We start from the raw sequence: 12,922 nt of genomic DNA, 5'->3' as shown, positions 1-12,922 counted from the left end.
CAAAAACACCCCGGGGTAACGCGTGTTCCCGCGCTTTAAGGAAAACACCTGTGATGGTAATCGCGCGGAAAATACCAGAAATTTAGACAACCTTAAAGTCTGTGAGGTGGAACAAGGTTCACGGTTTTGTCTCAAAAAGAGGTTGGCAAAACGAAAATCGTTACAGTATCGTTATCAACGAGAAATCCGCTCCCTTTTGATAGGGAGAGTTCGAAGCAGGAAAACTTCGAACGCATGCTGGGTTTTGCCGCACACCTGATGTCGTCTACAGGGCAGAACCTAAACACATGAAACCTAAACTTTATAAGGTAGACGACAGCGTGAAGACGTCCAGGGATGGAACGAGCGCAAGGTGGCCTTCTATGGAGCATTGTGAAGACTACTTCCAACATTCGTCGTTCAGCACTCGTACTGGCATTCGGTGGCGCAGCAGTTGCAGCATCACTGACCCCCGCTAACGCAGCATCAGAGCAGACCTGGGACGCACTGGCACAGTGCGAGTCCGGTGGCAACTGGGGCATCAGCACCGGTAACGGCTTCTCAGGCGGTCTGCAGTTCACCCCTTCAACTTGGGCAGCATTCGGTGGCACCGGTTCACCTACCGCTGCTTCAAAGGCTGAGCAGATTCGCGTTGCTGAAAACGTATTGGCTGGTCAGGGCTGGGGCGCATGGCCCGCTTGCTCAACATCACTGGGCTTGACCGCTGCTGATGCAGCTGGTGCACCTAACGTTCAGGCACAGGCAGAGTCAGTTGCTCCTGTACAGGAAGCTCCTGCTGCTCCCGTAGTTGAAGAAGCACCCGTTGTTGAAGCTCCTGCAGCTCCCGTAGTTGAAGAAGCACCCGTTGTTGAAGCTCCTGCAGCTCCCGTAGTTGAAGAAGCACCTGTTGCTGAGGCACCTATTGCAGCTGCTCCTGTTGCTCCCGTAGCAGTAGCACCCGTTGCTAACACCTACACCGTAGTTGCAGGTGACACCCTGTCAGAAATCGCTTACGCACACGGCTACAATGGCTGGGAAGCACTGGCAGCAGCAAACGCTGACATCATCCCTAACCCCGATGTAATCGAGGTTGGCCAGGTTCTGACCCTGCCCGCTCTCTAATCTTTGAGAGTAGCTTTATATAGTTTTTGAGGTTCCCGTGCTCTATGAGCACGGGAACCTTTTTATATGCCCGCTAGGAAGCGTCCTGCGCGGGGATTAGTTGAAAAACTCACCTTTGCGCCGGTGGCTGACGTCCAGAGTGGGAGAATCAAGCGGCGGCGGCTAAACTTGGGTAGAGAAAATCAAACGAGTGTACGGAGAATTTATGTCTGCCATTACACGTGAGACAGTTGCGCACCTTGCGGAACTGGCTCGCATTGAAATGAAAGACGATGAACTTACAGCTTTGGCATCAGAGCTTGAGATCATTGTTGAGTCTGTGAAATCGGTATCGGACGCCGTCTCAGACGATATTCCTGCAACCAGCCACCCGCTTCCTTTGCAGAATGTTTTCCGCGAAGACGTCGTTGGCAACACCTTGACTGCTGAAGAAGCGTTGGACGGCGCTCCGGATGCAGAAGACGGCAAGTTCAAGGTTCCTGCAATTCTGGATGAAGGCTAGGGATAAAATGACTGACATTATTAAACTCTCCGCAGCTGAGCTAGTTGCAAAGATGGAGTCCGGTGAGCTTACCTCGGTTGAGATTACTCAGGCTCATATTGATCACATTATTGCTACCGACGGTCAGCCTCTTGACGCTGAAAACCGTGCAGCGGGCAAAAGCGGTCTGAACGCTTTCTTGCACCTGAACGCTGAAGAGGCGTTGGAAGTAGCTCGTGGTGTTGATGAGGATCGCGCAGAGGGTAAGGAACTTCCTGCTCTTGCCGGTGTTCCGATTGCTATTAAAGACTTGATTGTGACCAAGGGTCAGCCCACCACCGCAGCATCACGTATGCTCGAAGGGTGGATGAGCCCTTACGATGGTACCGTCACTCAGAAGGTTCGCGAAGCTCGCATGCCGATTCTGGGTAAGACTAACCTCGATGAATTCGCGATGGGTTCAACCACCGAGCACTCAGCTTTCGGCGTTACCCGCAACCCCTGGTCGCTTGATCGTATTCCCGGTGGCTCCGGCGGCGGCTCTGCTGTAGCTGTTGCTGGTTACCAGGCGCCTTTGGCGTTGGGTACTGACACCGGTGGCTCAATCCGTCAGCCCGCTGCGGTGACCGGTAGCGTCGGCGTGAAGCCTACCTACGGCTCAATTTCTCGCTACGGTGTCATCGCTATGGCATCTTCGCTTGATCAGGTGGGACCCTGTGCGCGTACCGTCATGGACACCGCACTGTTGCACGAGGCTGTTGCAGGTCACGATCCTTTGGATTCCACCTCACAGAACCGCCCGGTAGGCAACTTCGTTGATGCTGCTCGCGAGGGCGCCGCAGAAGGCGGTCTCAAGGGTCTGCGCGTTGGCGTTATCAAGGAGCTTTCAGGCGAAGGTTTCCAAGAAGGCGTGCTCAACCGTTTCAACGAGTCTCTGGAGCTTCTCAAGAATGCTGGCGCTGAAATCGTTGAGGTTTCACTGCCGTCTGTGAAAGAAGCTATCGGCGCCTACTACCTGATTATGTCTTCTGAGGTTTCTTCAAACCTTGCCAAGTACGACGGTGTTCGCTTTGGTCTGCGTGTGCTTCCTGAAGAAGGCCCGATCACCATCGAGCGCGTCATGAGTGCTACCCGCGCTGCTGGTTTTGGTGACGAAGCTAAGCGCCGCATCATTCTGGGTACCTACGCTTTGAGTGCAGGCTACTACGATGCGTACTACGGCTCAGCTCAGAAGGTCCGTACCCTCATCCAGCGTGACTACGCAAAAGCATTTGAAGTAGCTGACGTTCTGGTATCACCCACCGCTCCCACCACGGCTTTCAAGCTGGGGGCAGAGTCAAAGGGCGACCCCATGGCACTGTACAAGGGTGATATCGCAACTGTGCCCACCAACCTGGCTGGCGTTCCGTCGATCTCACTGCCTGCTGGTCTTGCAGATGAAGACAGCCTGCCCGTTGGTATTCAGTTCACTGCGCCGGCACATGAGGACGCTCGCCTGTACCGCGTTGGTGCAGGACTCGAGGCTCTGCTTGAATTACAGTGGGGTGCACCCCTGCACGAGCAGATGCCTGACACTCTTGAACTTATCCGTGACTTCGATTTTGGAGCGTAAGGTACATGTCTGACGAAATTTTGTCATTTGAAGAAGCCATGGAAAAGTACGATCCGGTACTTGGCTTCGAGGTGCACGTAGAGCTCAACACCGCAACCAAGATGTTCGACGCTGCTCCCAACGGCTTTGGTAACACCCCGAACACCAACATCACCCCGGTGTCCTTGGGCCTGCCCGGTGTGCTTCCCGTGGTCAACGGCAAAGCTGTTGAATCATCCATCAAGCTCGGTTTGGCTTTGGGCTGTGAAATCGCTCCGGTTTCGCACTTTGCGCGTAAGAACTACTTCTACCCGGATACTCCCAAGAACTTCCAGACCTCACAGTTCGATGAGCCTATCGCTGCTAACGGTTCGATTGATATCGAGCTTGAGGACGGCACCGTCTTCACCATCGATATTGAGCGTGCGCACATGGAAGAGGACGCTGGCAAGCTGACTCACATGGGCGGCTCATCGGGTCGTATTCAGGGCGCTGAGTTCTCACTGGTTGACTACAACCGCGCGGGCGTTCCGCTGGTCGAAATCGTTACCCGTCCCATCGTGGGGGCAGGGGAGCGCGCACCTGAGCTGGCTCGTGCCTACGTTGCCGCTATTCGCGAAATCGTGAAGAACCTTGGCATCTCGGACGCTCGTATGGAGCGCGGTAACGTGCGTTGCGACGCTAACGTTTCGCTCATGCCCAAGGGCACCACCGAGTTCGGTACCCGTACTGAAACCAAGAACGTGAACTCACTGCGTTCGGTGGAACGCGCTGTTCGCTACGAAATTCAGCGTCACGCAGCTGTACTGGAATCGGGTCAGAAGATCGTTCAGGAAACCCGTATGTGGCACGAGGATACCCGCGAAACTACCGCTGGTCGTCCTAAGTCAGATGCTGACGACTACCGTTACTTCCCTGAGCCTGATCTCGTTCCCGTAGTCACTGACGAGGCATGGATTGAACGTCTGCGCTCAGAATTGCCTGAACCTCCTTCAGAGCGTCGCAAGCGTTTGAAGACCGACTGGGGCTTCTCAGATGAAGAGTTCCGCGACGTTGTCAATGCCGGTGCTATGGACGCTATCGAAGAAACCGTGGCCGCCGGTGCACCCGCATCAGTGGCTCGCAAATGGTGGATGGGCGAAATCGCTCGCATCGCAAAGGACCGCGAAGTTGAGCTCACCGAAACCGGTGCTACGCCTCAGATCGTTGTTGAACTTAACAAGCTGATTGAAGCGAAGAAGATCAACGACAAGATTGCCCGCCAGGTTCTCGGTTTTGTGGTTGACGGCGAAGGGGAACCCGCTGAAATTGTTGAGAAGCGTAACCTTGCCGTGGTCTCTGACGACGGCGCACTGAACACTGCCATTGACGAGGCCCTTGCCGCGATGCCCGACGTCGCGGACAAGATTCGCGCGGGCAAGGTTCAGGCTGCTGGTGCTATCGTTGGCCAGGTCATGAAGGCAACTCGCGGCCAGGCAGATGCTGCACGCGTCCGTGAGCTGATTCTTGAAAAGCTGGGCGTTGAAGGCTAATTTTCGTAGCTAACGCTTGAGGTGGCGGCCGCTGGGAATTAACAAGACCCGGCGGCCGCCATTTGTATGCCTTCTTGCGGGCTATGGGAAGGGCGAGGTCTGTCAAGAAAGACCTAACCCGGCTACACCTGCCCCTGAACATTCCTGGTGAAGAGGGCTCTTAAAAACACGGTTCTTAAACAAAGAACTCCTTGCCGGCGAGTACAGCTCCGGCAAGGAGTTCATATATAAATCGACGTTTGGGGTCCGCCGGTCTATATAAGATTAGCTAGGCTACGAACAATCAGCTAACCATTTTGTTATTAGCATCTCGGGCTTCACTCGATACCCAATATGCATAATGTGTGGGGGATGTGCCAGGGGTGGGCACTTTATAACGCATCGAACTAATGAGTGTGGAATCAATAGCTAGCAGCACTGTCAGATGGGGTTCTTGCGTGCCGGATCTTCGGTGTCGCCTCGAATAATAATTGGGGTTTTGTGTTCGATAACGACGTAAAGCTCGTATTGAATTTTTAATCTCATCAGAACCTGTGTTCGATGCTTTATCTAAGCAATGATTGAGAGTATGGCAATCACTGCTTATGTAAAAAGTCTAAAGTGGGACGCGTCGCGCTTATGTCGCAGCCTTTATAGCGAGGGCTAAGAGCAGCTTTTTTACTGTTGGGTATCCGGAATTATGTAAGGACCTGAAGAGTTGACTTGTACCGGTGGAGCGCATGATGAAGCGGTGTTTTGTCTACTCGCAGCGGTATTTATGAGAAGCGTACTGAGAAGCGTTATTACTATAACAAATATTATAGTTATTCTTAAGTTTCTTTTAGTTCAAAATATATTTTAAAAATGAAAAGAAGATTACTTTTTATTCCACCGGTGGTTTACCAAAATATCTTCAGAGTTTCATTTTCAACCGCGGGAAAGTATCTGGAATATACGCCACTATTGCACACACCGTCAGAAATCTGAACCGATTCTGTAGCGCCCATTCCCTGAGTTTCAATAGCTACTTCACCGGTGTCTGATCCGGAGTTCACACGAATCGCAATAGCGTTGTATTTACCCCAAAAGGGCAACAGCATTAAGTGGCTACCGCCCTCTTGTTCCGTATCAACCTCAAAGCACATAGTCAGTAAAGCGTTCGAAAGTGGCGCAAGCGGCTCATCAAGTTCAAAGAGCCACTGCCCTTCAGCACTCACACGAGTTGCCGTGCACCCCTGCACCTTGTAAGCCTCGCCCACAGTAAACGGTACGAAAAGAATGAACGAGCTACTTCCTAATTCCAGCGCTGAAATAGTGCAGTTAATAGAAAGCTCTGTGGTGCCGCGTCCTGTAGGAGAAATATCCAAGAAGGCGTGGTTGACGGATGCCTGTGGGAACTCGTGGAGGTAGGTCAGCGCGGTAGAAGACAGCGCATTTTCATGGCTGAGCTGAGAGAGAAGCTGATTAACTGTCTCATCATCAAACTCGAAAGCATCGGCAAACAAGTGCACGGTATCAGGCGTAAGGCTTTGCCCCGCGATAGCCCGGCGCACTCGGTCCTTGTACTTGGTAGGAGATACGTTCACACCGTAGAGCCGTTGCTGACTCTCAGCAATAGCTCGCGAGATAGCACGAACGCTGAGGTCGTTCTCTTCAATGCGAGTATTTGCCGGGTAGTACTGGGACAAGATTTTTCGTGCCGACGGTTGCGCAATTGCCTGGCGCAATTGTGTGCTGGTGAGCACCATCGACGACACTTGGACGTTGGTGTTGAGCAAAAGCGAAATATCGGGGGATAGCACCACTGTCTACTTTCTTACAGGGGAGGGGTGGCAAAGATTTATGGAGAAACTTCCCAAGCGTAACCGAACGATGTTTTGTAGAGCACCGGGTAGGATGCGGTAAAAATCTTGGAATTCTCTTCGACAGGTTCGGAAATCAGCGTCTCACGATTATCGGGAGACGTCCACACATTCAGAGTCATGTTCTGAGGGGTCTTATCGCAGCGCAGAATCATCGTCAGGTTATAGTACGGCGCACCGAAGGGGCCAAACGTTACCTGGTCAATGTACTTCTGCTTCTCTCCTTCGGCTACAGGTAGTGGGATAAGATCGTCCACGCCCTCATTGAGATCGCAACGATACTTGAACTGGTGAATCTCGCCTTTGGTAAAGACGCGCGGAAGCTTAATCTTGAGCTTCCACACCCTGTTGTACTCGTTGAAGGTTTCTTCATCAGAATCAGCTAAGTCAACAAGTTCACCGCCGAATAACACGGTGATGCTTTCTAAGTCGGCACCCTCAAAAAGTGGGGAAATGTATTGGGTCTCATCAACATCAATCTGAATCGTTTGAGTGACCTCAAAACAAGTCAAAAAGCCATCATCATCGATATAAGAAACAAATGTTGTGGCCAGTGAGATATGGTCCTTTTCGTGTGCCACTATGGGGGCGGCACTGCGTAACTCTTTGTGGGTGCGCTGGTTGAGATAGCTTGTTGCGATTGCGCGGCGTAATTCTTGCGAATCCTTATATGAAAAATCAAAAGCGAAGCTAAAGAGCCCGGCAGTTTCGTCGGTAAAGACATCACCTTTGAGTGCTCGCGCAATCCTATTTTTAAGCTGAACAGGATCGTACTCAACCCCTGTTCTATCGCTGAGTTCTGCCGCCATGAAGGCAGCTACGGCGCGCTGATTAATACCGTCGCCTCGGCGTCGTTGCACGAACGGCCCCCACTTCTCGCGGTAGGGCGAACGTGAGAGTAAGGATTGCAGAATGACGCCAGGTAGCGTTGACTTTGGCTCCGATGACAGGTGCTGAATTTTAGTACTCCTTAGCCAGCAGTGGGAATGCCCATGTGGGTGAGAATAAAAGCGTAGTCCCAGGCGATATCGCGCCAGCGGGTGTACCTGCCGGAGCCTCCGCCATGGCCGCCGTCCATCTCAATTTTAAGAAGGGGAGTGGCGGAATTTTTGTCAATGGTGTGGCGCAGCTGAGCTACCCATTTAGCCGGCTCTACGTAGAAGACGCGGGTATCGTTCAAGCTGGTAACTGCAGCAATGGGCGGATAAACCACCGGGCGAATGTTTTCGTAGGGAGTGTACGACTTCATGTATTCGTAGACCTCGGATGACTCTATGGGATTACCCCATTCTTCCCATTCAAGGGCGGAGAGAGGTAATTCGGGATCCAAAATGGTGGTGAGGGCGTCTACGAAAGGAACCTGTGCCACTGCCGCGCAGTATTTTTCGGGTGCAAGGTTCAGCGTCGCGCCGATGAGCAGGCCACCTGCTGAACCGCCCATTATCGCGATTCGTTTTTCGTCAACCCATTCTTGGCTAGCTAAGAAATCTGTGGTTGCCACGAAGTCGGTGAAGGTATTTTTCTTGTGGAGCTTTTTGCCCTTGAGATACCAGTTTCTGCCGAGTTCTCCGCCGCCGCGAATGTGAGCCACCACGAAGATAACGCCGCGGTCTAGGAGGGATAGGCGGGCTATGCCAAAGACAGGATCCATCGAGGCTTCGTAAGAACCGTACCCGTACTGCAGAACAGGGTGGGGGGCTGTCATGTCTAGGTCTGCGCGGTGCATGATAGAAAGCGGGATGCGCGTACCATCTTCAGCGGATGCCCAGAGGCGGTATGCGGTGTAGTTGTCGGTTGAAAAGTCCCCGAGAACCGGCGTTTCTTTACGCAAAAGCAGCTGATCGGTTGCGGGAAAGAAATCGTAGACGCGGGTGGGGGTTACCCAGGCTTCGTAGCTGAAGCGTACGACCGGTGAATCTGCACTGGCGCTTGTGAGCGAGCAGGTGTAGAGCTCATCGTCAAACCCGGCTGGCTCACTGAACACCAGCTGGTGATCATTGATTGCCAGTTCGCGAAGCTGAGACAGCGGACTGAAAAATAGTCGGCTGGTTGTATTCGCGCGAGCTGAAACCACAAGATGAGTTGCACTGAGGGTAGCCCCCTCAATTCGGACATCCTCACGATGTTTCATGACGGGCTTCCACAGCGCGCGGTAAGAGTCGAAATCTTCGGATTCAGGGTAAGGCGCTAGAACAAGCTCCGAATTGACTGCCTCAAAGTTGTGGCAAATCAACAGGTATTTTTGGCTATCAAGCGTGACGGGCTCAACGCTGTACTGCACTTTCTGAGCACGAGCAATCACAGGGGTCGCAGCCTCATGGAAGGTATCAAGTTCAGCGAAGGGAACAACGTAAATCTCGGAGAATTCACTGTTTCCGGAATCAATAAGAAGGGCCGACTTATCAGCTGAAATTTCAGCACCGAGCCACATCGTAACGTCGGGCTCATTGAAGAGAACGGCATCGTTATCCGCTGACGTGCCCAGCACGTGGCGGCGTATCTGGTAAGGACGCCATGAGTCATCGGCTACGGTATAAATCAGCGAAGTTGCATCAGGCGCGAGGAAAGAACCGGCAAAAACATTATCGATTGTCTCATCGAGGAGTTGCTGAGTTTCGCAATTATAGAAGTGCTGGGTAAAGCGTTCATCGCCACTGGCATCCACCGAAAAAGCAAGGAGCGAGCCGTCCTCAGCGGGGCTAAAAGAACCCAGAGAGAAGAACGGTAAATCTTTAGCGAACTCGTTGCAATCTAGTAGCACGGTTTCATGGTCTACAGGCGTGCCGGGCTCAACCGTCGGCGGAGTGAAGTTCTCGCTGTCAGTGCCATCGGTTTGGGCGGGAACCCGGCACATTACGGGGTACTGCTTACCTTCAACCGACCGCGAGTAATACCAGAAGTTGCCTTTCCGTTGCGGCACAGACAAATCAGTCTCTAGCGTGCGCTCTTTAATTTCCTCAAAAATAGTGTCGCGTAAAGGCTGCTGACCCGCCGTTATACGTTCGGTAAACGTGTTTTCGGCGGTGAGGTAATCAATAACTTCAGGGTTTTCTTTATCGCGAAGCCACTCATACGAGTCTGTGAACGAGTCACCATGATACGAGCGGACGCTTGAAAGCCTCTTAGTCTGCGGTGGCTGGGGAGCTGACATGGTGGTGTAGCACCTCTACTTCATTGGTTCGGTGAGCAGTATTGATTGTTGACTGTACTACTACAGGATAACGAGGATTAGCTCTTGCAAGGGACAAGCGCAACAGTCTGGAGAGTAGCGCCCTCACTATCGCGTCGCATCCGGCTTCATCAGTAGTTATTGGTGGGCTGTGAAGCGTGAATGAGAAAAACCTAGAACTTCAACGTTTGTATATACAACTATATCTGCTCGCTTATATGTCGAACGTTTTTCACACTGCGTAACACAACACGTAACGATTACACATTAAGAAACTTAGACGCGTTTCTTGACCCTCCACACCGTCGTGCGAAAACATAGAGGCAGGTCATGAGAGCCAGCACTAAGCCCCAGCTAGCTGGCCGGCAACCCTCACCGCGGTGGGGTGCCCTGGGTGAAGACCTGGCGTGAAAAATATCCTCACGCAAGCGCGGGCTGGATGCACAGAACAATTCAGTGCACCAACTTTTTCGGTTCTCACCGAATGCTCTGGCATGTAGCCCCCACACAAAGATTATTGACGTATCACGTAACTTTATGGGAGCTCACCATCATGGCAGACAACGCTGCAGTACCTACCCCCTCAAACCCCGCCGGCTGGAAGTTCGAAACACGCCAGATTCACGCAGGGCAGGAGCCAGACCCGGCAACCGGTGCACGCGCGCTACCTATTTACCAAACCACATCCTTCGTCTTCAAAGACTCAAAGCAAGCAGCAGATCGTTTTGCGCTCGCTGAACTGGGCCCCATCTACACCCGTTTGAACAACCCCACCCAAGAAGCTGTTGAAAAGCGCATCGCTTCGCTTGAAGGCGGTGTGGACGCACTCCTGCTCTCATCGGGGCAGGCCGCAACAACCTACTCAATCATCAACGTAGCCGGTGCAGGTGACCACATTGTCGCGTCCCCCTCTCTCTACGGTGGCTCATACAACCTGCTCAAGTACACTCTGAAAAACTTCGGCATAGAAACCACCTTCGTTGAAGACCCCCGCGACCTTGACCAGTGGAAAGCCTCGGTACGCCCGAACACCAAGGCATTCTTCGGTGAGACCCTGCCCAACCCGCGCGGTGATGTTTTTGATATCGAAGGAGTCGCCGGTGTAGCTCACGAGGCAGGTGTACCCCTCATCGTCGATAACACCATTCCCACCCCCTACCTCTTGCGTCCCATCGAATGGGGTGCGGACGTCGTCGTCCACTCCGCCACCAAGTACTTAGGCGGTCACGGCACCTCTGTAGGTGGCGTTATTGTTGACTCCGGCAACTTCGACTACAGCAAGGATCCTGAAAAGTACCCGCTGTTCAACACCCCCGACGAAGGCTACGGCGGACTGGTGTACGCCCGCGACCTCGGCCCGGATTCAGCATTCGGCGCCAACGTCTCGTACATCATCAAAGCGCGCGTTGGTCTGCTGCGCGATCTTGGTTCATCCATCTCACCGACCAACGCCTTCAACATCGCTATCGGTATTGAGACCCTGTCGCTTCGCATCGAACGCCACATCGAAAATGCACGCAAGGTCGCCGAATTCCTCGAAGCGCATCCCCGCGTTGAATCAGTAACCTGGGCAGGCCTAGAATCATCGCCCTATTACGAACTGGCGCAGAAGTACATTCCCAATGGACCCGGCGCTGTTCTGGGCTTCACCCTCAAGGACGCGGATGCCCCCACCGCGCAAAGCTTCGTCAACGCGCTTTCCCTGCACTCGCTACTGGTCAACATCGGCGATGTGCGCTCGCTCGCTGTGCACCCGGCATCCACCACCCACTCACAGTCAACTGTCGAAGAACTCGAAGCAATCGGAATCAACCCCGCCTTCATCCGACTCTCAGTGGGTATCGAAAATATCGATGACATCATCGCCGACCTCGAACTAGGCTTCTCAGCAATCAGCTAGCGAGCTCTCGTAGCGCAACACCGTCACCACGCAAAGGAGCGAAAATTGACGATCCACTCCCACGCCAAAACCACAACCGTTGAACCACTCAACGGGGTGTTGCGCTACGCCGATATCGGCGATGTTCACCTAGAATCCGGTGAAGTGCTACCCGAGGCCACGCTTGCCTATGAAACCTGGGGTGCTCTCAATAAAGACGCTTCCAACGCGATTTTGATTCTTCACGCCTTGACCGGCGATACTCATATTTCTCGCGGGAACGTCAGTGACAGTGCGGACGCGGCGACGCGCGCCTATGCTGAGGCACCAGGCTGGTGGGAGGGAATTGTAGGCCCCGGTTCCGTGATTGATACCGACAGGTACTTCGTCGTTTCGCCCAATATCTTAGGCGGATGCTACGGCTCAACCGGTCCGGCAACCCCTGCACCGGCATCCGTAGATGCAAAACGCAAGCCGTGGGGATCGCGTTTTCCCCGCCTGACCATTCGCGACACTGTTCGCGCGGAATCCCTCCTTGCAGACCAGCTGGGAATCGGCTCCTTCAAATACGTGATTGGAGCTTCCCTCGGTGGAACGCGCTCGCTGGAATGGGCGGCCTGCTTTCCCGAACGCGTCCGCGGATGCGCCGTCATCGCCTCGGCACCGAGCGCCACCGCCGATGTCTTGGCATGGGGGCACATCCAAAACCTTGCGATTCGCCAAGACCCAGACTTCAACGGCGGAGACTACTACGAAGGCAAGGCCCCCGAAACCGGGCTTGGCCTGGCGCGACGCGTCGCTCACACCACCTACCGTTCAGCTGCCGAACTTGATTTTCGCTTTGGTAGAGAGTCACAGCCAGAAGAGGACCCTTTCGCGCCCGGTCCTGGCCCGCGAGGCAGGTACCAGGTAGAAAGCTACCTTGACCACCACGGACACAAAATTACCCAACGGTTCGATGCCAACTCTTACCTCACCATCAACGAGGCAATGATGAGCCACGATGTTGCACGCGGTCGCGGCAGTCTGAAAGACGCGCTCGCTGAGACACGGTGCCACTGGCTGATTGCCTACGTAGATTCAGATAGGCTCTTCACTCCCAGCGACTCGTTGATTCTTGCCGATGCGGTGCCGCAGCCCGTTGAGCCCTATGTGATTCATTCGCCCTCTGGCCACGATGGATTCTTGATTGAGACTCAGCAGGTTGAAAAAATTCTGCGTCTGGCTCTGGGTGATCAAGAAGACCAAGAATCTTTTCAGAAAGAACAACAGACCACTGAAGACGTAAAAACGCCGCCTAAGGTTTTCTCATTCAGCTCTTAACAAAG

9 protein-coding genes and 1 riboswitch are annotated in these 12,922 nt (G+C 53.4%); of the genes, 6 read left to right on the top strand and 3 right to left on the bottom strand.

What is annotated here, in order from left to right:
* Nucleotides 1-372 precede the first annotated feature (372 nt).
* The 4 genes from IDM49_RS08630 (at nt 373) to gatB (ending at nt 4,705) form a co-directional block, all read left to right on the top strand.
* Nucleotides 373-1,101 (top strand): LysM peptidoglycan-binding domain-containing protein, encoded by a 729-nt coding sequence (locus IDM49_RS08630; RefSeq protein ID WP_228008057.1) that lies wholly within the window; start codon nt 373-375, stop codon nt 1,099-1,101.
* Between the two features lie 205 nt (nt 1,102-1,306).
* Complete coding sequence (gene gatC / locus IDM49_RS08625; RefSeq protein ID WP_168614267.1) at nt 1,307-1,603, top strand: Asp-tRNA(Asn)/Glu-tRNA(Gln) amidotransferase subunit GatC; 297 nt, start codon at nt 1,307-1,309, stop codon at nt 1,601-1,603.
* Between the two features lie 7 nt (nt 1,604-1,610).
* On the top strand, nt 1,611-3,194 hold the full coding sequence (gene gatA, locus IDM49_RS08620) for an Asp-tRNA(Asn)/Glu-tRNA(Gln) amidotransferase subunit GatA (RefSeq protein ID WP_190724207.1): 1,584 nt from the start codon (nt 1,611-1,613) through the stop codon (nt 3,192-3,194).
* 5 nt (nt 3,195-3,199) lie between these two features.
* Nucleotides 3,200-4,705 (top strand): Asp-tRNA(Asn)/Glu-tRNA(Gln) amidotransferase subunit GatB, encoded by a 1,506-nt coding sequence (gene gatB, locus IDM49_RS08615; protein ID WP_190724206.1) that lies wholly within the window; start codon nt 3,200-3,202, stop codon nt 4,703-4,705.
* A gap of 878 nt (nt 4,706-5,583) precedes the next feature.
* On the opposite strand, the gene IDM49_RS08610 is transcribed toward gatB, so the two are convergent.
* The 3 genes from IDM49_RS08610 to IDM49_RS08600 all read right to left on the bottom strand — a co-directional run bounded on the left by IDM49_RS08610 (nt 5,584) and on the right by IDM49_RS08600 (nt 9,697).
* Complete coding sequence (locus tag IDM49_RS08610) at nt 5,584-6,486, bottom strand: hypothetical protein (RefSeq protein WP_190724205.1); 903 nt, start codon at nt 6,484-6,486, stop codon at nt 5,584-5,586.
* A gap of 38 nt (nt 6,487-6,524) precedes the next feature.
* The gene (locus IDM49_RS08605) at nt 6,525-7,406 is read right to left on the bottom strand and encodes a hypothetical protein (protein ID WP_190724204.1); all 882 of its coding nucleotides are present in this window, start codon (nt 7,404-7,406) and stop codon (nt 6,525-6,527) included.
* 110 nt (nt 7,407-7,516) lie between these two features.
* Nucleotides 7,517-9,697, bottom strand: coding sequence for a S9 family peptidase (locus IDM49_RS08600; protein WP_190724203.1), 2,181 nt, complete (start codon nt 9,695-9,697; stop codon nt 7,517-7,519).
* 344 nt (nt 9,698-10,041) lie between these two features.
* Nucleotides 10,042-10,152: riboswitch (SAM riboswitch) on the top strand.
* Nucleotides 10,153-10,268: 116 nt separating this feature from the next.
* On the opposite strand from IDM49_RS08600, the gene IDM49_RS08595 reads away from it, so the two are divergent.
* Entirely contained in the window at nt 10,269-11,615 is a 1,347-nt protein-coding gene (locus IDM49_RS08595) for an O-acetylhomoserine aminocarboxypropyltransferase/cysteine synthase family protein (protein ID WP_190724202.1), read from the top strand.
* A 45-nt stretch (nt 11,616-11,660) separates the two neighbouring features.
* Entirely contained in the window at nt 11,661-12,917 is a 1,257-nt protein-coding gene (gene metX / locus IDM49_RS08590; RefSeq protein WP_190724201.1) for a homoserine O-acetyltransferase MetX, read from the top strand.
* Nucleotides 12,918-12,922 lie beyond the last annotated feature (5 nt).

Source organism: Rothia terrae (assembly GCF_014705925.2).
GTDB classification, from domain to species: domain Bacteria; phylum Actinomycetota; class Actinomycetes; order Actinomycetales; family Micrococcaceae; genus Rothia; species Rothia terrae.
This window is presented reverse-complemented; position numbering and strand designations above follow the sequence as displayed.